We start from the raw sequence: 23530 nt of genomic DNA on the forward strand, positions 1-23530 counted from the left end.
GAAATAGGCCAGGGCGGCATCCGTTCGCGAGATAGCGCCCTTCCAATCCCGAATCGCCACTCCCGAATCCCAGCCCATGCACATCTACCTCGTCGGCGGCGCCGTCCGCGACGCCTTGCTCGGACAGCCGCCCGGCGACCGCGACTGGGTGGTGGTCGGCGCCACCCCACAGCAGATGCTGGAGCGGGGCTACAAACAGGTCGGCCGTGATTTCCCGGTATTCCTGCATCCGCGCAGCGGCGAGGAATACGCCCTGGCGCGCACCGAGCGCAAGGCCGGACGTGGCTACCACGGCTTCGTGGTGCAGGCCGATCCATCGGTAACGCTGGAAGAGGATCTGCAGCGGCGCGACTTCAGCATCAACGCCATCGCCCGCGACCAGGCCGACGGGCGCCTGGTCGATCCCTACGGCGGCGTGCGCGATCTCGAACAGCGCGTGCTGCGCCATGTCGGCCCGGCCTTCGCCGAAGATCCGCTGCGCGTGCTGCGTGCGGCGCGGTTCATGGCGCGACTGGCGCCGCTGGGGTTCGTCGTCGCGCCCGAGACCATGGACCTGATGCGCGCGATGGCCGCCGGTGGCGAACTGGAGACGCTGGTGCCCGAACGCGTGTGGCAGGAACTGCGGCGCAGCCTGGCCTCGACGCAGCCGTCGGCGTTCCTGCGCACGCTGCGCGAGGCCGAGGCACTGCGCTGGGTGCTGCCGGAGCTGGATGCGCTGTACGGGGTGCCGCAGCGCGCCGAGTACCACCCCGAGATCGACACCGGCCGTCACCAGGAACTGGTCAGTGACATGGCCGCGCGGCTGGCGCCGGGCGATGCGCTGATCGGCTTCGCCGCGCTGACCCACGACCTGGGCAAGGCGCTGACGCCGCCGGAGGAATGGCCGCGCCACCTGATGCACGAGCAACGCGGCCTGGCGCCGCTGCGTGCGCTGTGCGAACGCCTGAAGTTGCCGCAGGAGCATCGGCAACTGGCCGAGATCGCCTGCCGCGAACATCTGAACGTGCATCGCCTGGCCGAGTTGCGCGACCGCACCGTGCACGAACTGCTGCAGCGCTGCGACGGCTTCCGCAAGCCCGAGCGCATCGCGCAGCTGGCGCGTGTATGCGAGGCCGACAAGCGTGGCCGCCTCGGCAGCGAGGACGCCGATTATCCGCAGGGCCGCATGTTGCAGCACCTGCATACGGCGGCCCTGGCGGTCAACGCCCGCGACCTGGCCGCGCAGGGCCTGAGCGGCCCGCAGATCGGCGAAGCACTGGCCAAGGCGCGGATCGTCGCGATCGCCGCGGCGCGGCGGGACCTACCGGCTGACGCGCGCTGATCGCTGCAAGGTAGGGCTTGCACCTGCACGATGCTCGAGCGGCTGCAGAGGCGTCCCAATGACGCGCTTTCGCTGCGCCTGAGGCGGACACGCCGTGGTGCTGCAGGAGCGGCTTCAGCCGCGACCGGGTTTTACCGAAAACACCCGTCGCGGCCGAAGCCGTTCCCACAATCGCTTGCCGCAGTGGAAGCGCCCTTGCGCCGCGCCCCGCGGGCCATCACCGCCATCGCATCCGACACCGCGCATCCACACGATCAGCATCCGCTGAAATGCGCGGCGGCGGTGGCATTGCCGTCACGATCGTCGTCCGTCCAGCAAGACCGTTACGGCACCTGGATCGCTTCCCCGCTGGCCACGACCACCGTGGCGATCTGCGATGCGGCGTCGCGGCTGTCCACGTCGGCCAGCGTTCCCAGCAGCGTGCTGTTTTCCTGCATCTCCAGGGCATCCCGGTAGCGCGCGTTGGCCACGTCGGCCAGTTGCACCCCGAGCTCGCTGACGCGCAGCGCCGCCACGTCCACCACACCGTCGAGCAGTTGCGCGCCCTGCAATGCGATGCGTGCAGCGCGCGCGTTAGCGACATCGCCAAGCTCGACGACGCCGGCGAATCCGTCCAGCGTACCCGCCGCATCGATCACCTCATCCATCAATTCGCCATGCACGATCGACACACGCTGGCCCGATGCCGTCAGCGCACCGCCGGCATTCGCGCTGCGGCGCACATGCAGTTCGGCGCTGGCATCGTGCGCATCGACCAGGTCCAGCAGTTCATCGACGAGTTCGCCTTCGACGATGTCCAGCGCCTCGACCCGGGCATTGCCGGCATCGGCCATGTCCAGGCGCAGCTGCGCACGCGCGAACGTGCCCTGCAGGTCGACCGCCTCGTCGATCAGTTCACCATGCGCAATGGCCAAGGCATCGCCGGTGACGTTGCCGCTGTCCGCGAATGCGACGTCGAGCGTGCCGCCGTCGAAGGAGGCGGCATCGATCGCCTCGTCGATCAGCTCGCCCTCCTCGATCCGCGCCACCAGCGCGTGCAGGTTGCCGGCGTCCTCGAAGCGCACCGCCAAGGTCGCGTCCTGCACTGCACCGACGTCGATGGCTTCGTCGATCAATTCCCCGTCCACGATCCGCGCATCGTCCGCGACGGCATTGCCGCTGCGCAGCAGCGTCACCGCGACATCGGACGCGAGCAGATCGGCGGCATCCAGCGGCTCGTCGATCAACCCACCATCGCGAATGTGCAGTGTGCTCTCGACGCTGGCGTTGCCGGTATCGGCCAGGCGCAGATCGATCGCTGCGTTCTCCACGTGCGCGGCATCGACCAGTTCGTCGACCAGCACCGCGTCCTGGATGTCCAGCGCGCGCGCATCGACATTGGCGGTGTTGGCGAGCGCGATCGCGATCTGCCCACCCAGCCACGGCCCGGCTTGCAGCGCCTCGTCCAGCAACTGGCCGGCGAACAGGCGGACGTCGGCCGCCGCCACAGTGGCCACATCGTCCGTCTGCACAGCGACGCGGCTGCCACGCAGTGGATGCGCGATCAGCGCGCCCTGCAGGCGGCCGCCGCCGATCGTCAGCCTGCCCTGGCCACCGCGCACTCGATCGCTACGCTCCACGCCGACCTCGAGGCAGACACCATCGGCGGCCGCGACCGCGGCATCGTCTGGCGCGATCAGTCGTTCGCTCAGGCTGCCGCCGCCCAGGTGCAGATGGCTCTGCGCGGTCTGCAGGCTGACGTTGGCCGAGTCGCGCAGGCGCAGGTCGATGCGTGCGCCGTCCGCGATGGGGCCGTCGACCAGCGTACCGATCAAGGCCGCCTGCACCGGACCCGCCGGCGCGTACAGCGTGCCGTCGGCGGCAAGCGTGTCCTCGCCCAGGGTCAGGCGCCCGGCCAACGCCACGTTGGCGCTGTCCTGCACCAGGATCGCCAGCGTGGCGTCCGCACCAACGCGGTGGACCAGGGTCGGCAGCAACGACGGCTGCGCCAGCCACTGCGCATCCTGCACGGCCTGGTTGGCCTGTCCGCAGATCGCGATGACCAGGGTCTGCCTCGCTGGCACATCCAGCGGCGTGGCGAACGCATAGGGCTGCCAGGGGCCGCCGTTGCGGGCGATGAAGCGCCCGACCGCGGTCGGGCCCGCGCAGGCCACCGGCAATGCCGGCCGCCGGCACACGGCCGGTGCCGTCCCCGCCCAGCCAGGCCAGGCGGTGGCCCACAGCAGCAGGACCGCCCCTGCACGCAGGCTGCCAGCGCCGAGCAGCTTCTGCGTGTGCACCAGCGGCCGCTCAGTCGCACGACGCGGCGCATTGCCGCCGCCATTCCGCTGCGTGCGGCACGCCACGACGACGCGTGACATTCCGGCGAACCACCCTTCATCGCTGCCGCAAGAACGCGGCACCGTCCGTACGATGCGCATGATGATCTCCCCCTGTGGCGATCATCCGCGATCCTAATGCATGCGGGTGACAACACCGCGTGCGGAGAGACAGAAGACTTTTAATCTTCTGCTCAACGGGCATGACCCGCGGGAATGGCGCAGCGGCTCGGCACAGCGTTGCCGGCATTTCCTCTCAGACCAACTACGCTGGCAAATGACTAACGTGGATACGCAGACCCACGCGCTGCCCACTCGTCGTGCGAGCGCGCCTCAGTCCTCTGCGACAAAAAATTCGAAGAAGTCGCGCTTGTCCTCGGCGAAGGCACTGACCAGCCTGCCCTCGGGAATGCGTTTGGCGCCGAGGCCACCGACGCAGATGCCGAGGCGGCGAAACAGCGCATAACGCGGCCCGATCGCATGATCCGGATCGTGCGCCATCAGCCGCGCCAGCGCGTCCTGGGCGTAGATGTCGATGCCTTCGACCATCGGCGTCACGTGCCGATTGAGGGTCACGTAGCGCAGCGCCTTGCGTTCGTAGACCAGTTCGCAACCTTCGCGCGTCTCGGTCACGATCTTCTGGATGTTGTCGATCACCGTGGTGAACGGCGCGCCGTGCGCCTTGGCGATCTGGGCCTGGCTGTGGCCGAAACGGAATCCGCGCACCGCGGCATAGGGTTGAATCTCGTAGATCACCGAACGTTCCTTGTGGAGGCGGGGCGGATCCGGCGCCTGCGCGCAGCGGGGCGCCGCATCGCCCATGCGCGCGCCAGGCCACAGCAGAACAGACCATGGCCGGCCACACAACGCCCCGTGCAGGGCACCGCCGGGCGGTGCCCGCGACCGCTTACTCCATCGCGCCGGCGATCCAGGTATGACGGACCTGCAATGCGTCGTCCAGCAACACCAGGTCGGCCTGGTAGCCGGGCGCGATGTGGCCGTAGCGGTGGTCCAGGCCCACGCACTGCGCCGGGTACAGCGAGGCCATGCGCGCGGCCTCTTCCAGCGGCAGATCCAGCCACTGCACGCTGTTGCGCACCGCGCTGGCCATGTCCAGCGCCGAGCCGGCCAGGGCGCCGGCGGCATTGCGCACGACGCCGTCGATGGCGGTGATGGTTTCGCCATACAAGTCGAACGCGGGGCTGTCGGCGCCGACCATCGGCATCGCGTCGGTAACCAGGAACACGGTGCCGCGCGGCTTGGCCGCCAGCGCCACGCGCAGGCTGGCCGGATGCACGTGCACGCCGTCGACGATCACCCCGCACCAGGCGTTGCGGTCTTCCAGCGCCGCGCCGACCACGCCGGGATCGCGCCCCTGCAACGGGGTCATGGCATTGTACAGATGGGTGAAGCCGCAGATGCCGGCGTCCAGCCCGGCGCGGGTCTCTTCATAGCTGGCGGCGGTGTGGCCGGCGAACACGCGCGCGCCGGCCGCGGCCAGGGTGCGGATGCTGGCCGCCGGCACGCGTTCCGGCGCCAGGGTGATCAGGGTGACGCCGTTGTCCAGCGAGGTGGCCAGGGCCAGTTCCTCGGCGTCGGGCACGCGGAACTTGTCGGCGTTGTGGGTACCCTTGCGCGCCGGCGCCAGGTACGGCCCTTCCAGGTGGATGCCGAGCACGCCCGGCACGCCGTCGGCGATGGCCTGGCGGGTCGCGGCGATCGCCGCGCGCATCACCTCCAGGTCGTCGCTGATCAGCGTCGGCAGGTAGCCGGTGGTGCCGTAGCGGCGATGACCCTGGCCGATGCGGCGCAGCGCCTCGACGTCGGTGCGGTTGTTGAACAGCACGCCGCCGCCGCCGTTGACCTGCAGGTCGATGAAGCCCGGCAGCAGGCTGCCGCCGCCCAGGTCGTGCTGCACCGGCGCTGCCGCCACGCGCGGGTCGGCGTCGTCGAGCAGGGCGAGGATGCGCCCGCCCTCCAGCAGCACGCTGACGCCGTCGAGAAACCCGTCCTCGCCGAGCACGCGCGCGTTGCGCAGCGCCACCGTGGTCATCAGACGGTCTCCGTCACTTTGTTCAGATGCGGCGGCAGGTCCGGGTTGTAGCCGCGGCGCAGCGCCAGCGCGTTGATCGCGCGGTAGAAACTCTGGATCGCCAGCAACGGCGCACAGGCAGGATGCGGCGCGGCGACCAGCGGCAGGTCGCCGCCGGCGCTGGCCAGCCACACCTGCGCGCCGCGGCCGCGGAACTCCTCGGCCAGGCGCCTGGTGCCCTCGCCGGCTTCGTCCGGCTGGTCGAACGCCAGCACCGGGAAGCCCGGGCCGACCAGGGCCATCGGTCCGTGCTTCACTTCCGCCGAGCTGTAGGCCTCGGCGTGCAGGCCGCAGGTTTCCTTGAACTTCAGTGCCGCTTCCTGCGCCGCCGCCAGGCCCAGGCCACGGTCGAGCACGAACAGGTTGTGGGCCTCGACCAGGCCGTCGGTGAGCGAGCGCCAGTCGGCCTGCCAGGCCGCGCGCAGCGCCTGCGGCAGTTCCTGCAGCGCGCCCAGCAGCGCCGGGTCGTTCTTCCAGTGCGCGCCGAGCTGCAGGATCGCCGCCAGCGAGGCCAGATAGCTCTTGGTCGCGGCCACGCTCTTCTCCGGGCCGGCGCCGAGCGGGATCACCGTGTCGGCCAGGTGCGCCAGCGGCGAATCCTCCACGTTGACAAGGGCCACCACGCGCGCGCCGGCGTCCTTGGCCGCCTGCGCGTTGCGCAGCAGGTCCGGGCTCTTGCCCGATTGCGAGATCACCAGATACAGCGCCCCGCGCAACTGCAGCGGCGCCTCGTACACCGAACCCACCGACGGCGAGGCCGAGGCGGTGACCACGCCGAGCTGGGTCTCGAACAGGTACTTGGCATAGGTGGCGGCGTGGTCGGAACTGCCACGCGCGCAGGTCACCACGAACGGCGGCGGATCGGCGCGCAGCGACGCGGCGAGTGCGGCCACCGTGGCGTGGTTGCGTTCGAACTGGGCGGCGACGACCGCGGCGGATTCCGCGGCCTCGCGGAACATCAGGGTTTCGGTTTCGGAGGGCAGCGCCATGGGCAGGGTCATGTGGGGTCGGAGGAGGAGGAGGAACGGCGGGAATGCGGCTGCATGGGCGCGGTCGAGCCGCGCACCACCAGTTGCGGCACGAAGCCCTGGTTGTGCACCGGCGCCGGATGGTCTTCGTAGGCATCGCTGCGCAGCTGGCTGATCAGCAACCGCGCGGCGTGGCGGGCGATGTCCTCGGTGGCCTGCTTGGCGGTGGTCAGCGGCGGCCACGACTGGCGCGAGAACGGGCTGTCCTCGAAGCCGGCGATGGACAGGTCGTAGGGCACGTTCATGCCCGCCGACTTGGCCGCGGCCAGCACGCCAGCGGCGATCTCGTCGTTGGAGCCGAAGATCGCGGTCGGCGGTTCGCGCAGGGCCAGCAAGCGCCGCGCGCCACGGAAGCCGTCGTCGAAAGTGTAGTCGCCGGGGATCACCAGGTGCTTGTCCAGGGTGATGCCGTAGTCCTTCAGCGCCGCCTCGTAGCCGGCATAGCGCTCGCCGCTGGAGCGGTGCGAGGTGCCGCCCCACAGGAAGCCGATGCGCTGGTGGCCGAGCTGGATCAGGTGCTCGGTGATCTCGTAGGCGGCATCACGGTCGTCGACGTAGACGCACGGCCCGTCCTGCGGATCCTCGGTGGCGGCGATGATGCGCACGGTCTTGATTCCGCGCGCGGCCAGCGCCGCGACCAGGTCGGCGCGCTCGGACATCGGCGCGGTCAGCACCAGCCCGGCCAGGCGCGAGCGCTGGGTCCACTCGGCCAGTTCCTCGGCCAGCATCGGCGCGGTGGAATCGCAGGGATGGATCTGCAGGCCGAAGCCGGTCTCGCGGCAGGCGGCGAGCACGCCGTTCTGCACACCGATGATGTGGTACGGGTTGGGGTTGTCGTACACCAGCCCGATCACGAACGGGATGCCGCTGCGCAGGTTGCGCGCCGAAGGATCCGGCTCGTAGTCCAGTTCGGCGATGGCATGCAGCACGCGCGAGCGCGTGGCCTGCATCACCGACGGTTCGTTGTTGATGACCCGCGAGACGGTCTTCAGCGACACCCGCGCCCGTTCGGCGACGTCTTTGATGGTGGGTCTGCGCATTGGATAGGTTTGCCGAGTTGGAGAGAAGGGCGTCAGCTCACCGCGCGCCCTGGCCGACGCGGTGACCGCGCAGCGCGAAGAACAAGATGTACAGGTAGCAGGCGATCATCAAGCCGGCGAAGACCAGCTGGAAATCGAAGAACTCCTTCAGATGGGCGAACAGTTGCGGAACCGCGGCGCCGCCCACGATACCCATGATCAACAACGCCGCGCCCTTCTCGGTGAACTTGCCAAGCCCCTTGATGGCCAGGGGGAAGATGGCCGGCCACATGATGGCGTTGGCGAATCCGAGCGCCGCGACGAATGCCACCGAGACATAGCCGCCGGTCAACATCGCACACAGCGAAAAGACGATGCCAAGGCATGCCGAAATGGACAGGTACTTTTCCTGGGAGATGTACTTCGGGATCAACACCAGGCCGACCAGATAACCCGCCAGCATGCAGGCCAGCGTGCCGATGGTGAAATACTTTGCATAGTCGAGCGAGAGACCGAGGCTATTGCCATAGATGCCGATCGCATCGCCGGCCATCACCTCGGCGCCGACGTACACGAAGATGCACAGCGCGCCCAGCCACACGTGCGGAAACGCAAAGATGCTGTCGCGGCTGCGCTCGTCGGAGGCCGACGCGTTCGCCTTCTCGGCGCTGATCTCGGGCAAGGGCGAAAACAGGATGGCCACGGACAGCACGGCCAGGACGCCGGCGATCGCCATGTAGGGGCCGTGGATGCGGCCAGCGAACTCCTGCAACAGCAGCTCCTTCTGCGCCGGCAGCACCTGTTCGATCTGGGTCGAAAAATCCTCCATGCCGTGCAGGACCACTTTCGCCAGTCCATAGGTGGCCAGCGCTCCGGCCACCTTGTTGCAGATGCCCATCAGCGCAATACGACGCGCCGCGCCGTCGATCGGCCCGAGAATGCTGATGTACGGATTGACCGCGGTCTGCAGCAAGGCCAAACCGCCGCCGATGATGAAGATGCCGCTCACCGCGCCCACGTAGGAACGGGCATTGGTGAACTGGCCGAAGATCGCAGCGCCGATCGCCATGATCAGCAGGCTCAGCGCCAGGCCTTTTTTCATCCCGGTCAGCTTCAGGATGAACGACGAAGGCAATGCCAGGCAGAAGTAGGAAATATAGAACGCGCTCGGGATGAGGAACGCGAACGTGTCGCTGACATTGAAGGCGACCTTGGCGAACAGGATCAACGGCCCGTTGATCCAGGTGAAGAACCCCATGATGAAGAACAACAGGCCGACGATGGCGATGGAGGCGTAGGGACTGGCGGGCCGTGCGGTGGTCATGGGCGGGCGTGCTCCGGGAGGGCGCGGGGATCGGCGATCAGCGTCGCAGCTCGGCGACGAAGTCGTAGTAGTCGTTGTGGCAATAGGTGTCGGTCAGTTCGATCGCGCTGCCGTCGCGGGTGTAGCCGACCCGCACCACGTGCAGGATCGCCTCGCCTTCCTTCATGCCCAGGTGGCCGGCCAGCCGCGCCGGCAGGTTGATGGCGCGGAAGTACTGCAGCGCCCGCACCACCGGGGTGCCGCGCTCGTCCAGATAGGTGTAGAGCGAATCGGCGATGGCGTGCGGATCGGGCACCACGTGCTGCGGCAGCACCGCCTTCTCGTAGGCCATCACCCGGCCGTCGGCGCTGCGCAGTCGAGTCAGCGCCGCGACCACAGTGTCCGGCGACAGGCCAAGGCGCAGGATCTCCTCGCCGTGCGCCGGGCGCGTGCGCCGCTCCAGCCAGCGCGTGCCCGGCTCCAGCCCCTTCATGCGCAGGGTCTCGCTGAAGCTGGCCAGGCCGCTGAGCTGGTGCTGGATGTGCGAGGTGACGAAGGTGCCGGCGCCCTGCCGGCGCGACACCAGGCCTTGTTCGACCAAGGCGTCCACGGCCTGACGCAGGGTCACCCGCGACACCTGCAGGTACTCGCACAGCTGCCGTTCGGCCGGCAGTGCCTCGCCCGGCTTCCACTGCCCGCCCTTGATCGCCTCCACCAGCTTGCTGGCCAGTTGCAGGTACAGCGGCGTGGGCGCGTCCGGGTCCACGGCCAGCGCATGCAGGCGCGGATCGGCCTGCGGCTTGGGCTTGGTCATGGCGCGCTCTCCAGTCCGCATGGATTCATTATGTCCAATATAGTACCAATCACAGGGTCGTGCACGTTGCTCCACAGCACGCCGGGCAGGCCGGGATCGACAGCATCGCCCGACCACGGCACGAGCGCAGCGGCGCGTCACCATGGGATTCGCCGCGGCGAGCCCGCCCCGCTCCCTGCCCTCCGGAACGTCCTGCGCACTGCGGGCAGCGATTCCCGCCTGCACTGGCGCCCATGCCCAAGCGCCGTCACGGCCGACACTGCTGACTCGTGTGCCGGGGCCGGTCATTCGGCAAGCTTGGGTGCAGCGCCGCAAACCGCATCGTTGTCACCACCGGCGCGAATTTGTCTACAAGGCACAAGACCAATCGCGGTGATGCCTGGCAGAGGTCTGAACCACCGCCCCGGCGATCGCCCGGATCGCAGGAAATCCCGGGAAATCGGCCCAAGTCATCGACGTGAAAGCCGGGACGCGACGCGACACGTCGCGGGGCGATGCCGGGCACGACGCCGCGGTTTTGCCACGCGACCGGGCCTCCCGGCGCCGACCTCGCGTTGACATCGTTGTCACCGGACCGTAAAGGTTCTGCACGCTTCGCAACGAATTCGGCACAAACACGGCGTCCGCGGACCCAGGGGATCGGCACCGGTCCGCGCCGCCAGGCAGCACGCAACTCCGTCCCGCACCGTCGGCTACGCCGACGGCGCCCATCCATGAATGATGAGGAGAGACATCATGCGCCACCGCCCGTCCGTCCTGTCGGCCGCCATTGCCGCCAGCGTCCTCGCCTTCGCCGCGCAGGCGCAGCAGGCCGACTCCGCCGCCACCGACCTGGATGCGGTCCAGGTGGTGGGCATCCGCGCCAGCCTGGAGAAGTCGCTGGACACCAAGCGCAACAACGTCACCGTGTCCGAGGCGATCACCGCCGAGGACATCGGCAAGTTTCCCAGCACCAACGTCGCCGAGGCGTTCGCGCAGATCCCCGGCGTCACCATCGACCGCCGCTTCGGCCAGGGCGAGCGGGTCAGCATCGACGGCACCGATCCCAGCCTCAACCTGTCGTTCCTGGACGGCCACCCGGTGGCGCAGGCGATCTGGCTGTACGGCGAGCAGCCCAACCGCGGCTTCGACTACACCCTGCTGTCGCCGCAGATCCTGGGCCGCGCGGAGATCGTCAAATCCACCGAGGCGCGGCTGACCGAAGGCAGCCTCGGCGGCACCGTGCTGATGCACAGCCGCCAGCCGCTGGACCTGAAGGCCAACGAGATCGCCGGCTCGGTGGGCTACAGCTACAGCCAGCAGGCCAGCAAGGGCAAGCCCAACGCCTCGCTGCTGTACAGCTGGAAGAATCCGCAGGAGACCTTCGGTATCGCGGTGTCCGCGCAGCACTACGAGGAACGCGTCGACCGCCAGGGCCTGGAGGTGTTCGGCTACGCCAAGGCCGGTACCTTCGCCAATGCCAGCGGCGTGCCCGCCGATGCCGACGTGCCCAACTCGATCAACGCCGCCTGGTTCCAGCAGGACCGCAAGCGCGACAGCGCAGTGCTCAACCTGCAGCTCAAGCCCAGCGACGCGCTGGAGTTCAACCTCAGCGGCCTGTACATCAAGGAAGACTTCGACAACTACAACCAGTCGATGTACAGCTTCCTGACCTGGAATCCGGGCACCGTCGCCGCGGTCGACACGCTGGGCGACGTGCGCAACGGCGTGGTCAACAGCGGCCATTCCAGCGCCAACGCCAGCACCGGCGGCGGCACGGTGATCTACGACAACAACGTGCGCCAGTCGCAGGTGACCACCAAGGGCCTGGATCTGCGCGGCGCCTACCGCGGCGAACGCTGGACCCTGCGCGGTCAGCTCGGCCAGAGCAAGTCCGACAACGACCACCTGGCGCAGTACTTCATCGAGCCGTTCTACAACGGCGGCTTCCGCTGGGATCTGGACCGCGGCATCCGCTTCGACGATCCGGCGGCCGCGCGCAATCCGGCCAACTGGGGCTCGGCCGGCGGCTGGATCGGCAACAACGGCGTGTTCTCCACCCAGAGCAAGGACCGCTACGGCCAGCTCGATCTGGACCTGCAGTTCGACGGCGTGTTCAACCAATTGCTGGTCGGCGTGCGCCAGGGCAAGCACGACGAGGACTTCGCGCTCAACGTGTACGGCGGCGTCACCCCGGGCACGCTGGCCGACATCGGCACCATCGGCCTGACCGACATCCGCGGGTTCTATCCCGACCACGGACAGCACGTGCAGGCCGGGCGCGGCAACGTGATCGACTGGATCCGCAACAGCCCGGTCGACTATGCCAATCCGGACCCGTCCAGCTACCTCAACAACACCTGGGCGCTGCAGCAGACCAACAACGCCGCCTACGTGCAACTGAACTTCTCCAACGCCGGCCTGCGCGGCAACCTGGGTCTGCGCTACGTCGATTCCAAGACCGAAGGCAGCGGCTTCGTCTACAGCGGCACGCCGACCCTGCAGGACCTGGACAGCAAGTGGCAGACCCGCACGAAGACCGAGCACTTCCTGCTGCCATCACTGAACCTGGCCTACGACACCGAAAACGACTGGGTGTTCCGCTTCGGCGCCGGCAAGGTGATCGCCTGGGCGCCGTACAACCAGATGGTCAACAACACCTTCCTCAACGACACCACGCTGACCGGCAGCGGCGGCAACGCCGAGCTCTCGCCCTACGAATCGTGGAACTTCAATCTCTCGGCCGAGTACTACTTCGCGCCGCAGGCGATGGTGGCGTGGTCCATCTTCTACAAGAAGATCGACAACTACATCGACACCTCGGCCACCATTGAGCGCCAGTACAACGCGATCCGCGACACCTCCCCGCAGACCTGGGCGCAGATGCTCGGCAGCAACGGCTGCACCGCGGATGGCTATTGCGACTACAGCATCCAGCGCCCGCGCAATGCCGGCGACGGCAAGGTCAAGGGCTTCACCCTCGCCTACCATCAGCCGTTCGGCGACAGCGGCTTCGGCCTGTCCGCCAACTACACCTACGCCAGCGGCGAGAACAACAGCGGCAACCCGCTGCCCTACCAGTCGCGCAACAGCGTCGCCTTCAGCCCGTACTACGAGAAGGGACCGTGGAACGCGCGGATCAGCCTGAACTGGCGCGACAGCTACCTGGCCGGCGGCTATGTCGCCGGTGCCGCGCCGGCCAGCGTCGACGACTACACCGACCTCGGCGCAAGCGTTGGCTACGCGATCAATGCGCAGTGGTCGCTGCAGATCGATGCGCAGAACCTGCTGGACGAGGAATACCTGCAGTACCTGGGCGACAAGGACCACCCGGCCGGGCGCTACCACAACGGCCGCCGCTACATGGCGACGGTGCACTTCAAGTTCTGAGTGCGTGGTGCCTGCGCCGTGGAGTCATCTCCGCAGCGCAGGCGCGCGCGTGAAGGCATCGACAGTGCCGGCGCGCCAACCGCCGGCACATGCACGAACGCGCCTCACTTCGGGAACTGCACGTGCCCGTCGGCGAAGTACACGCCCTTGTCGCCCTGGCTGGGCAACGCGCCGAGGGTGTCGGTGACCACCTGGCCTCGAATGTCGGTGAGCCGAATCTCCAGCAGCTGCGCGCCCATCTGCTCGCCGACGAAATGGTTGTACGCGGTCTTGGGCAGGCTCACCCAGTCGCCGTTCTTCTTGTATTCGAACTTCACCACCGGATAGCGGTGGTTGCGCACCTGGATCGCCGCCCAGTATTGCGAGCTGCCCTCCTTGATCCGGTACACCACGCTGCCGGTGACCGGCGCGGCCACTACCTGCCAGCGGATCGGGATGCGCCCGGCACTGGTGTCGCCGATCGCGGCGAAGGCGTTGGGCGACAGATCCAGCCCGCAGTCGGCGCCGTCCGGATACAGGTCGGTGACGTACACGGTGACTGTGCCGCGCGGCCCCTGCACCTGCAGGTAGGCGCCGGCCAGCGCCGCCTGGATTCCGCCGTAATTGAGCTGCGTCGGATTCAACGCGGTGATCGTCGCGTTCGGGTCGATGGGATCCAGCAGCAGCGCGCCACCGGAATAGCCGGAGCTGGTGTAGGTGGCGGTGCCGCTGCAGACATCGCTCCAGGCGGCGCTGGCGGGTGCGGCGCTGGCAGCCAGGCACAGCGCGGCGAGCAGGCCGGCGCCGCGCGCGGCACGGGAGGAGTGGCGTGCTTGCATGCGTGTTCTCCTGCACAGGCGCGCAGAATCGCCGCGCGGCGACCGGGCAACTTGCCCCGGCGCCGGCACTCTAGGACGCGGTGCGCCCGCCGCGCCTTGCGCGCGGCCGGGAATTCCACAACTTGGCCGACGCCGTAGACCGCGCGGTCACGTCGGTCAGCGGTGGCTGCCGCGCTCCAGCCGCCACAGCAGATCGCGCCACGGCGTGGCCGCAGTGGCCATGCCGGTCGCCACGCCCAAGGCATCGGCCAGCGCATCCAGTGGGTCGGCCGCGCGCGTGGCGGTCCAGGCGCCTTGCGCGAATTCGATGCCCACGCCCAGCGCCAGCAGGCCCAGCGCGGCCCATGTCCAGGCACGTGGACCGGCATAGACCTGCACCGCGGCGGCGGCCAGCAGCAGGTAGGCGATGAAGTGCTCGGCCTTGTCGCTGTCGGGCAGGTCCGACAGCTGCGGCGGGTGCGGCATCATGCACACGTAGATCAGCACCGCGATGCCCAGCCACCACAGCCCCAGCCACAGCCAAGGCCAACGGAAGGCGCGCACTGCCCGCATCACAGCCGCCAGGTCAGGTCGCCGGACAGGAACGCCGGCGCCAGCGACACGTCGCGCTCGAAGCCCATCACCTGGAAGCGCTCGCCCATCTCGCTGGGCAGGGTCAGTTGCTTCACCTGCTGGCGCAGACGCAGCCGCGCGGCTTCGTCGCCGCGCGCCTCGGCCTCGGCCAGCAGCGCGTCCAGGCCGTTACCGAGCAGGAAGCTGGCCTGGTTGCAGTAGCCGGCCAGGTCGAAGCCCGCCCCGGTGCCGGCCTCGGCCAGCGCAGTGAAATCCACCGACGCGGTCAGGTCCTGCAGGCCCGGCCAGCGATACGGATCGGCATGCGTGCGGTGCCGGTAGAACGCGCGCAAGGTGCCGTCGTCGCGCTCGGGCAGATAGAACTCGCGGCGCGGATAGCCGTAGTCCACGAACAGCATCGCACCACTGCGCAGGCCGCCGGCCACCGCCTGGATCCAGTACGGCAACTGCGGCAGCAGCTCGGAGCGGTAGCCATCGGCGAAGGGCGCCTGCAGATAGCGCTCGATGTGCCGCACCGCGGCTGCCAGCAGCGGATCGGCCGGCTGTTCGCCGCGGCGGAAACGGCCCTCGCCGTCCAGGGTCACGGTCTCTTCGAACACCTCGCCGTCGCGCAGCGCGAAGCGCGGCGTCGGCAAGGCGTCGATCACCTCGTTGGCGAACAGCACGCCGTTCCAGTCGTCGTCGAACGGCCGGTCCAGCCACTCCACCAGGTCGAACACCGGCGGGATCAACGTGCGCGCCAAGCGCTTGCGCTGGCGTTCGCGCAGATCGGCGCTGGGTTCGAGGATCGCGTAGCGCTCCGGCAGCGCATCCAGCGCCAGCAGACGCTTGAGCATGACCTCGGCGAAGGCGCCGCTGCCGCCGCCTACCTCCAGCATGCGCGCCTGCGGCCCCAGTTGTTGCAAGACCGGCGCCAGCGCATTGGACACGGTGGCGGCGAACAGCGGCCCCAGTTCCGGCGCGGTGACGAAATCGCCCTCTTCGCCGAACTTGCTGCTGCCGGCGCTGTAGTAGCCCAGGCCGGGCGCGTACAGCGCCAGCTCCATGAAGCGCGAAAACGGAATGGCCCCGCCGGCGGCGGCGATCTCGGCGCGCACGTGCGCGGCCAGGCGCTCGCTGTGGGCCAATGCGGTGGCATCGGGCAAAGGAAGGTCGGTGGGCATGCGGTGCGCGATTGCGTGGACAATGCACAGCATAGCCGAGCATGGAACCCGTACATGACCCAGACCAAAGTCGCCCTGATCACCGGCAGCGCGCGGCGCATCGGCGCCGGCATCGCCCGGCGCCTGCACGCCGCCGGCTACGACGTCGCCTTGCATGCGCACACCTCGCAGGCCGAGTTGCACGCGCTGGCGCAGGAACTGGACGCCGTGCGCGCCGGCAGCACGCTGACCCTGCACGCCGACCTGCGCGACACCGCGCAGTTACCCGAGCTGGTGGCGCAGTGCGTGACGCGCTTCGGCCGACTCGATGCGCTGGTCAACAACGCCTCCAACTTCTATCCCACGCCGCTGCACGAGGCCACGCTGGCGCAGTGGGACGACCTGTTCGCGGTCAACGCACGCGCGCCGCTGTTCCTGGCGCAGGCCGCGGCCACACAACTGCGCCTGCACGGCGGCGCGATCGTCAACATCACCGACGTGCACGCGGAGACGCCACTGCGCGCGCACCCGCTGTACAGCGCGGCCAAGGCCGCCCTGGCGATGCTGACCCGCTCTCTCGCACTGGAACTGGCACCGCAGGTGCGGGTCAACGCCATCGCTCCTGGTGCGATCCTGTGGCCCGACGCCGGCAAGGACGCCGCCGCGCAGCAGGCCCTGCTGGCACGCACCCCGTTGGCGCGCACCGGCCAGGTCGAGGAGATCGCCGAGGCCGTGCGCTGGCTGCTCGACGATGCCGGCTTCGTCACCGGGCAGACCCTGCGGGTGGATGGGGGACGCGGGCTGACGTGAGGCCGGGATTGGGGATTGGGGATTGGCGGTGAAGCAGGGATTCGGGATGTGGGATTCGGGATTCGCTTCAGGCAGCAGCGCATCGGGTAAGCGCAGCGACGTTCAGCAGGCGCTATCAGACCGCTGCAATCCGCTTTTGCGAATCCCCAATCCCAAATCCCCAATCCCCGCTACTCAACCAACTCCACCACCTCGAACGCCTTGCCATGCTCCGCATGCGCCTGCCACAGCGCGTCCAGGCGCTGGCCGCTGACCGGGTCGACGAAATCGGCGGCGATGTCGGCCAGCGGCTTGAGCACGAAGGCGTGGCGCAGCTCGGGGCGCGGGATGCGCAGGTGGCCGGGGCCTTCGACGATGCGGTCGCCGTAGAACACCACGTCGATGTCCAGGGTGCGGTCGCTGAACCGTGGGCCGCTGCGGTCGCGGCCGTGCGCGTCCTCCAGCGCATGCAGCCAGACATCCAGCGGCGCCAGCTCCCAATCGGTCTGCAGCGCCACCGCGTTGTTCAGGAACGCCGGCCCGTCGAACCCCACCGCGGCGGTGCGATAGGTCGGCGACACGGCGATCGCACCGAACTCCCGGCGCAGCGCCGCGATCGCCGCGGCCAGGTGATGATGCGGGCGCAGATTGCTGCCCAGGCTCAGAAGCACGGTGGTCATGCGCTATTCGCGCATGCCGCGGCCGCGAGCGTCAACGGCTAGCCAAGCGCGAGCCGCCCCGCATAGAATCCGAACGCACCCGGTTTCGGCATCGCCATGACTTATTGCGTCGGCATCGAAGTGGACGAAGGCCTGGTCTTCGCCGCTGACACGCGTACCAACGCCTCGCTGGACGACGTCCGCGTGCACCGCAAGCTGCACGTGTTCGAGTATCCGGGCCAGGCGGTGTTCGCACTGATGTCGGCCGGCAACCTGGCGACCACGCAGTTGACCCTCTCGCGCCTGCAACGCGACGCCGACGATCCCGATGCGCCACGCAGCCTGCGCACCTTCCGGCATCTGTTCGAGGTCGCCGAGTACGTCGGCGAAGTGCTGGCGTCCAGCCAGATCAAGCTCTCCGAGCAATCGCAGCACAGCGGCATCAACGTGCAGTCGACGCTGATCCTGGGCGGGCAGATCGCCGGCGAACGGCCCGGCCTGTACATGATCTATCCGCTCGGCAACGCCATCGCCACCTCGCCGGAGACGCCCTACCTGCAGATCGGCGAATCCAAGTACGGCAAGCCGATCCTGGACCGCATCATCCGCTCGGAGATGCAACTGGAAGACGCCGCGCGTACCGCGCTGGTCTCGCTGGACTCGACGATCCGCTCCAACCTGTCGGTGGGCATGCCGATCGACGTGGCGCTGATCCGCCGCAACGACTTGCGCGTCACCGAGCGCATGCGCCTGGAAGCCGACACCCCGCTGTACGCCGAGATCCACGACACCTGGTCGCGCAAGCTGGAAAACGCCGTGCGCACCCTGCCGCGCTTCCCCTGGGAACCGGCCCTGGCCGCCGACCACGACACCGAATCGCGCGACGCCCTGCCGCCCCTGCCCCCGCGCCGCGCCCCGGCCCGCCGCGACCCGGAAGACCAGTCGGCGCAGCAGTGAAAGGCCGGGAGTGGGGAATCGGGATTGGGGAATCGTAAAAGCGGAGCGCGCCGCCTCCGTTCCGATGTACGGAGTATGCCGGCGCTCATGTCATTTCAGCTTGCATGCGCGGCTGCCGCCTTCGGCCCGCGGTCCCCAACGTCTGAGCCATGAATAGGGACTGAGAAAATCGGGACTCAAGTCCCGACATCCTGGCAGTTGCGCTAGAAGCCCGACGGCCACCGAGGCGACGGCCGCTTGCTGTTGCCTTTCCTATTGCCGATTTCTCAGCAACAGCGGGCCGCAGGTGCTGTTGCCTTTCCCATTCCCCATTCCCGCATCCCCGTTCCCAGCTCTTCAGCCGCTCTCGAGGGCATGCGCCACAGCCCGGAACACCCGCTGCATCTCCAGCGGCTTGCGCAGGACGTGCACGGCGATGTCGGCCGGGAAGTGGTCGCGTTCCAGGGTGGTGCCGGTGTCCTCGAGCACGATCGCCGGGCCCTGGTAGCCCAGGTCCTGCAGGGCAAGCAACAGGCGCACCGCCGACAGCAGGATGATGTCGCTGTCCACGATCACCAGGTCCGGCAGGCCGTGCTCCTCGACGTCGCGCAGCGCGGCGGCGCCGTCGGACGCCAACTGCGGAAGGTAGCCCTGGCTGGACAGCGCGTTGCCGAGCAGCGACAGCCGCGTGGCCTCGCCGTCGACCAGCAACACGCGCTGGCCCTTGCCCATCGGCAGCGACAGCTCCGGCTCGGCCGATGGCGCCGGCGCGCGCAGCGGCATCAGCAGCTCGAAACAGGTGCCGTCGCCCGGCGTGCTGTCCACGCCGATGTGACCACCGTAGCTCTCGACGATGCGTTTGCACGAGATCAGGCCCAGGCCGGTGCCGTCGTGCTTGGTGGTGAAGAACGGGCTGAACAGCCGCGCCTGGGTCGCCGCGTCCATGCCGATGCCGCTGTCGCGGACCAGGATGCGCACCTGCTCGCTGCCGTCGGCGCCGATCGCCGGGGTCGCCGAGAAGCTCAGCTGGCCGCCATCGGGCATCGCCTGGATGGCGTTGAGGCCGAGGTTGAGCAGGCACTGCTGCAGCTCGGTGTAGTTGGCCTCGATCGACAGCCCCGGATCGGCCACCTCCACCTTCAGCGACACCCGCTCCGGCAGGCTGCTCTTGAGCAGCATCTGCACGGCCTGGAACAACTCGGCCAGGCGCACCCGCTCGCTGGGCGTGCGCGAGCCGCGCACGAACGACAGCATCGACTCGGCCATCTCGTGGCCGCGCCGGCCGCACTCGGCGATGACGTCGGCCAGGTGCCGCAGTTGCGGATCGTCGCTGCGGCCGACGATCAGTTCCGGCACGATCAGCAGCGGCTGCAGGATGTTGCGCAGGTCGTGGCTGAGGCCGGCGGCGAGCAGGGCCAGACTCTCCAGCCGCTGCGCACGCATCAGCTCGCGCTCCACTCGCTGCCGCTCACGCTCGGTGCGGGCCTCGCGGATCGCGCGCGCCACCGCCGACGGCAGGCGCGTCGGGTTGTGCTTGATGATGTAGTCGTTGGCGCCGTCGCGCAGCGCCTCGACCGCCGTCTCCTCGCCGATGGTGCCGGAGACGAAGATGAACGGCACCGCGTTGCCGTCCTCGCGCACCACCCGCAGCGCCTCATGCCCGGAGAAACCGGGCATGCTCAGGTCCGACAGCACGATGTCCGGAGCGAACTCGCCGAGCGCCTCGCGCAGCCCAGGCTCGCTTTCCACGCGACGGAACGCCGCTTCCAGGCCGGCGTCCAGCAACTGATCGGACAGCAGCTCGGCATCCTCCGGCGAATCCTCGACCATGAGGATCCGGATCGGGCCAAGCCTGGGGCCGGTGGTGGGCATACGCGCTTACTCTTTGTCCGGCGCCTGGTTGATCAGCGCCCAGAAGGTACCCAGGGTCTTCACCGCGGTGAAGAACTGGTCCACGTCCACCGGCTTGACCACATACGCGTTCACGCCCAGGTCCCAGCTGCGGGCCAAGTCGCTTTCCTCGCGCGAGGACGACAGGATCACCACCGGCAGGCGCTTGAGCGACTCCTCGCTGCGCACCAGCTTGAGCACTTCCAGGCCGTCCAGGCGCGGCATCTTGATGTCCAGCAGCAGCACCGCCGGCAGGCCTTCCTCGCGGTTGGCGTAGGCGCCGCGGCGCAGCAGATAGTCCATCGCCTCGACACCGTCCTCGACGTGCACGATGGGATTGGCCAGACGCGCGTCGCGCAACGCATCCACCGCCATTTCGGCATCGGCGGGACTGTCTTCGGCAAGCAGGATGGTGCGGATGGCGGTCATGCGATGAACTCGGTAGTGGGCGCTTCGGGCGCCGGAGGCAGGACGAAATGGAAGGTGGCGCCCTGGTCGGGGGCGGACTCGGCCCAGATATGGCCGCCATGGCGGGTCAGCACGCGGCGCACGCTGGCCAGGCCGATGCCGGTGCCGGAATACTCGCTGGCCTTGTGCAGGCGCTGGAACACGCCGAACAGCTTGGCCGCGTAGGTCATGTCGAAGCCGGCGCCATTATCGCGCACGCTGAAGTGATGGCTGCCGTCCGGCTGCACCTGGTAGCCGATCTCGATCTGCGCGATCTCGCGCTTGGCGCTGTACTTGACCGCGTTGCCGAGCAGGTTCAGCCACAGCTGCCGCATCATGTTCTCGTCGGCGACCAGGATCGGCAGCGGCGCGATGGTCCACTCGATGCGGTGGCCGCTGTCGCCGTGGTCGGACTGGTAGTTGGCGTCGAGCACCGAGCGCGTCTCCGCTACCAGCGACTGCATGTCCACCGCCTGCAGGCGCAGCGCGCTGCGGCCCAGCCGCGAGTACACCAGCAGGTCGTCGATCAGCGAGGCCATGCGCCGCGCCGAGGTGCCGATCACCTCCAGATAATGCCGGCTCTTCTCGTCGGCGCCGTCGCCGAGGTGCCGGGCCAGCTTGTCGGCGAAGCCGGCGACGTGGCGCAGCGGCGCGCGCAGGTCGTGCGAGACCGAGTAACTGAACGCCTCCAGTTCGCGATTGACCTCCGACACCTGCTCGACCTTGCCCTCCAGTTGCCGGTTCAGCTCCTGGATGCGCTGCTGCGCGGTTTTCTGCAAGGTGATGTCGCTGACCGTCATCAAGACCACTTCGTCCTCGCTGTCCGGCAGCGGCATGCGCCGCGCATTCAGCAGCATGGTCCTTGGTACGCCGTCCGCGCCGAGTTGTTCGTGCTCGAAATCCCACAATTCGCGTCCGCGCAGCAACACGTCGGCCAGCCGCTGGACGATGACCGGGTCCTGCCACACGCCGTCGCCGACGTCGACCAGCATCCGCGGCGGATCGGCCAGGTCCATGCCGTACAACTCGGCGAAGGCGGTGTTGTGCATCAGCATGCGCTGCCCGCGATCGAGCAGCACGATCGGCTCGCGCACGGTCTGCAGCACCGCCGCGGCGCGGCCGTTGGCACGCAACATGTCGCGCTCGGCGTCCAGGCGCCGGCCGATCTGCCGCTGCAGCAGCCAGATCACCAGGCCCAGCAGCAGCAACTGCACGCAGAGGGTGGTCCAGCTCGCCACCGAGGCCAGGGTGCGCCGCTGCTCGGCGTCGGCGGTACGCTCGCTCAGCAGTTCGTCCTCGCGCCGCTGCAGTTCGGCGATCAGGCCACGCACCGGATTGTCGGCGGTCATGTCCTGGATCAGCGCGCGGATGCGTTCGGGATCGCGCGCCTGGGCGATGCGTTCGGCCAGCAGGGCACGCCGTTCCAGCGTGCTCTGCAGCCGGCCGATGCGGATCTGCTGGTCGGCATTGTCGCGGGTCAGGTCGGCCAGGTGGGCGATGGTCGGCTGCAACGACGCACGCGCCTCCTTGAAACGCGCGGTCAGGATCGGCGACTGCACGCCGTGCGACATCGCCATCGCCGCCGACTCCATGTCGCGCATGTCCGCCTCCATCCCGTTCAGGGTGGCGGTCACCTCCTGGCTGTGGCCGACCCAATCGGCCGCACGCAGCGTCCCTGCATTCATCTGCCGCAGCAGCAGCGACGGCAGGATGACGATCAGGACGACGGCCAGGGCCAGCAGCGGCAGGCGCCAGCGGTCCCAAGCATCGTGTTTGACGATGATCTGCATAGCTGGTGCGTTAGGAGAAGGAACGGCTGCGGTCGTCGCGGGCGCGCATTGTCGCGCATCTTCCGCGGCAGCAGATAAACTGTTCAGCGAGAACGCGCAATCCCCATCGCGCCAGCGGTGTGGACACTATCCCAGCCTGCACGCACGACGGAACCGGCGGCAGGTCGCCGCCGCAGCGCAGCCCGCGAGCGCCGCTCAGGGCTGGCGCACCGGTGTGGGGACGGAACCTTGGCTGCCGATCAGGGCCGATGCCGGCATGCCGGCACGGACCAGCAGGAAATCGGCATGGCTGCGCAGGCGCCGGCGCTCGGACTGGCTCAGGCCCTGGTCCAGTTCCTGGATCAGCGCGGCGAACGCGGGCCAGAAACCGGCATCGTCGTGGAAGGTGGTCAACAGCATGCTCAACTGCGCTTCGAGCCGGCGCACCGCGGGCAGCAGCGGCGACGGCTGCGTATCACGGCCGGACAGCGCGGCGCCCAGCGCTTCGGCAGCTGCAGCCGCATGCCCCGCGGCCGGGTGGGGTTGGGTGTCCAACATCGCGCGCGATCCGTTGACGAACATGACTGGATGATGTCTGAGCGGGTGTCAAAGCGACGCGAAATGCGATGGACGTCGCGATTTTTCCGGATCCCCAAAAAAAACGCACCCCGCAGGGTGCGTGCCGCAGACCGCTGTCGCGGGCAGGGGCGCCTCGTCGCATCCCCCACCCGCGGCCGCGCAGCACTTACTTCTTGGCGGCGGCGCTGACCGTCAGGTCGGCCGCATCCACCTTCTTGACCCCCTTGATCTTCTTGGCAACCGCCACGGCCTTGTCCTTCTCCGCCTTGGTCGCGACCGTGCCGGACAGCTTGACCGTGCCGTTGACGGTATCGACCTTGATTTCGGTGCCCGACACGTTCTTGGTGGCCAGCAGATCGGCCTTCACCTTGGTGGTGATCCAGGTGTCGGTGACCGGCTCGTTGGAATCGTGGCGGCTTGCGTCATGGGCCGTCGTGTCGTGCTGCATGGTGTCCTGCTGGCCCATGGTGCCGTGGTCCTTGGCACCGGTTGCCTGGCCAGCTGCGAACGCCTGGCCCGCGCCGAACGCGAAACCGGCCACCAGGGTGGCGCCAAGCAGGGTGCGTGCATTGATCGTTTTCATCGTGTCTTCCTCCGCTGAAGGTGCGCGCAGTCTCCACCACGCCGTTGTACAGGCGACGTGACCGAACAATCGCCGCTGCGT

The 23530-nt window shown here is 68.6% G+C and carries 19 protein-coding genes and 1 pseudogene; 4 read left to right on the forward strand and 16 right to left on the reverse strand.

Annotation, left to right across the window (positions count from 1 at the left end):
- Positions 1-76: 76 nt before the first annotated feature.
- A complete protein-coding gene (locus GGR71_RS04510; protein ID WP_160961699.1) occupies positions 77-1321 on the forward strand; it encodes a multifunctional CCA addition/repair protein in 1245 nt (414 codons plus the stop codon).
- Positions 1322-1644: 323 nt separating this feature from the next.
- Here the strand turns inward: GGR71_RS04510 and GGR71_RS04515 are convergent, their stop codons facing one another.
- From GGR71_RS04515 to GGR71_RS04545, 7 genes are all read right to left on the reverse strand, one after another.
- Complete coding sequence (locus tag GGR71_RS04515) at positions 1645-3600, reverse strand: hypothetical protein (RefSeq protein WP_160961697.1); 1956 nt, start codon at positions 3598-3600, stop codon at positions 1645-1647.
- Positions 3601-3972: 372 nt separating this feature from the next.
- On the reverse strand, positions 3973-4461 hold the full coding sequence (locus GGR71_RS04520) for a hypothetical protein (protein WP_048490932.1): 489 nt from the start codon (positions 4459-4461) through the stop codon (positions 3973-3975).
- A gap of 85 nt (positions 4462-4546) precedes the next feature.
- Entirely contained in the window at positions 4547-5692 is a 1146-nt protein-coding gene (nagA, locus tag GGR71_RS04525; RefSeq protein ID WP_160961694.1) for an N-acetylglucosamine-6-phosphate deacetylase, read from the reverse strand.
- Positions 5692-6720 carry an SIS domain-containing protein gene (locus GGR71_RS04530; protein WP_048490949.1) on the reverse strand — a complete coding sequence of 343 codons (1029 nt, stop codon included), beginning with the start codon at positions 6718-6720 and terminating at the stop codon, positions 5692-5694. Before GGR71_RS04530 ends, nagA begins: the two co-directional genes overlap by 1 nt.
- An 8-nt stretch (positions 6721-6728) precedes the next feature.
- Positions 6729-7799 (reverse strand): LacI family DNA-binding transcriptional regulator, encoded by a 1071-nt coding sequence (locus tag GGR71_RS04535; RefSeq protein WP_160961692.1) that lies wholly within the window; start codon positions 7797-7799, stop codon positions 6729-6731.
- Between the two features lie 37 nt (positions 7800-7836).
- Complete coding sequence (locus GGR71_RS04540; protein ID WP_048490935.1) at positions 7837-9102, reverse strand: sugar MFS transporter; 1266 nt, start codon at positions 9100-9102, stop codon at positions 7837-7839.
- A gap of 37 nt (positions 9103-9139) precedes the next feature.
- Positions 9140-9895, reverse strand: a complete 756-nt coding sequence (locus GGR71_RS04545; protein WP_019796176.1) for a GntR family transcriptional regulator — start codon at positions 9893-9895, stop codon at positions 9140-9142.
- A gap of 735 nt (positions 9896-10630) precedes the next feature.
- On the opposite strand from GGR71_RS04545, the gene GGR71_RS04550 reads away from it, so the two are divergent.
- A complete protein-coding gene (locus GGR71_RS04550) occupies positions 10631-13264 on the forward strand; it encodes a TonB-dependent receptor (RefSeq protein WP_160961690.1) in 2634 nt (877 codons plus the stop codon).
- A gap of 104 nt (positions 13265-13368) precedes the next feature.
- On the opposite strand, the pseudogene GGR71_RS04555 reads toward GGR71_RS04550, so the two are convergent.
- From GGR71_RS04555 to GGR71_RS04565, 3 genes and pseudogenes are all read right to left on the reverse strand, one after another.
- A pseudogene (locus GGR71_RS04555) lies at positions 13369-13971 on the reverse strand (expansin EXLX1 family cellulose-binding protein); the annotation flags it as partial.
- A gap of 267 nt (positions 13972-14238) precedes the next feature.
- Positions 14239-14634: a VanZ family protein gene (locus tag GGR71_RS04560; RefSeq protein ID WP_160961686.1), complete on the reverse strand. Its 396-nt coding sequence runs from the start codon at positions 14632-14634 to the stop codon at positions 14239-14241.
- The gene (locus GGR71_RS04565) at positions 14634-15818 is read right to left on the reverse strand and encodes a class I SAM-dependent methyltransferase (RefSeq protein ID WP_160961684.1); all 1185 of its coding nucleotides are present in this window, start codon (positions 15816-15818) and stop codon (positions 14634-14636) included. The genes GGR71_RS04560 and GGR71_RS04565 overlap by 1 nt, the downstream gene beginning before the upstream one ends.
- A gap of 54 nt (positions 15819-15872) precedes the next feature.
- Here GGR71_RS04565 and GGR71_RS04570 point away from each other — a divergent pair, with 54 nt between their 5' ends.
- Positions 15873-16607 (forward strand): pteridine reductase, encoded by a 735-nt coding sequence (locus GGR71_RS04570; protein WP_160961682.1) that lies wholly within the window; start codon positions 15873-15875, stop codon positions 16605-16607.
- Positions 16608-16777: 170 nt separating this feature from the next.
- Here GGR71_RS04570 and folK read toward each other — a convergent pair whose 3' ends face one another.
- The gene (gene folK, locus GGR71_RS04575; RefSeq protein ID WP_160961679.1) at positions 16778-17266 is read right to left on the reverse strand and encodes a 2-amino-4-hydroxy-6-hydroxymethyldihydropteridine diphosphokinase; all 489 of its coding nucleotides are present in this window, start codon (positions 17264-17266) and stop codon (positions 16778-16780) included.
- Positions 17267-17362: 96 nt separating this feature from the next.
- Between folK and GGR71_RS04580 the strand changes: the two genes are divergently transcribed.
- Positions 17363-18202 carry a 20S proteasome subunit A/B gene (locus GGR71_RS04580; protein WP_160961677.1) on the forward strand — a complete coding sequence of 280 codons (840 nt, stop codon included), beginning with the start codon at positions 17363-17365 and terminating at the stop codon, positions 18200-18202.
- 336 nt (positions 18203-18538) lie between these two features.
- Here the strand turns inward: GGR71_RS04580 and GGR71_RS04585 are convergent, their stop codons facing one another.
- The 5 genes from GGR71_RS04585 to GGR71_RS04605 form a co-directional block, all read right to left on the reverse strand.
- Positions 18539-20053, reverse strand: coding sequence for an ATP-binding response regulator (locus GGR71_RS04585; RefSeq protein WP_160961674.1), 1515 nt, complete (start codon positions 20051-20053; stop codon positions 18539-18541).
- 6 nt (positions 20054-20059) lie between these two features.
- Entirely contained in the window at positions 20060-20500 is a 441-nt protein-coding gene (locus GGR71_RS04590) for a response regulator (protein WP_048492399.1), read from the reverse strand.
- Entirely contained in the window at positions 20497-22308 is a 1812-nt protein-coding gene (locus tag GGR71_RS04595; RefSeq protein WP_160961671.1) for a sensor histidine kinase, read from the reverse strand. Before GGR71_RS04595 ends, GGR71_RS04590 begins: the two co-directional genes overlap by 4 nt.
- Positions 22309-22503: 195 nt before the next feature.
- Positions 22504-22845: a hypothetical protein gene (locus GGR71_RS04600; protein ID WP_228136099.1), complete on the reverse strand. Its 342-nt coding sequence runs from the start codon at positions 22843-22845 to the stop codon at positions 22504-22506.
- A gap of 187 nt (positions 22846-23032) precedes the next feature.
- Entirely contained in the window at positions 23033-23449 is a 417-nt protein-coding gene (locus GGR71_RS04605) for a BON domain-containing protein (protein WP_160961668.1), read from the reverse strand.
- Positions 23450-23530: the final 81 nt, after the last annotated feature.

It is taken from the genome of Xanthomonas sp. F1, from assembly GCF_014199855.1.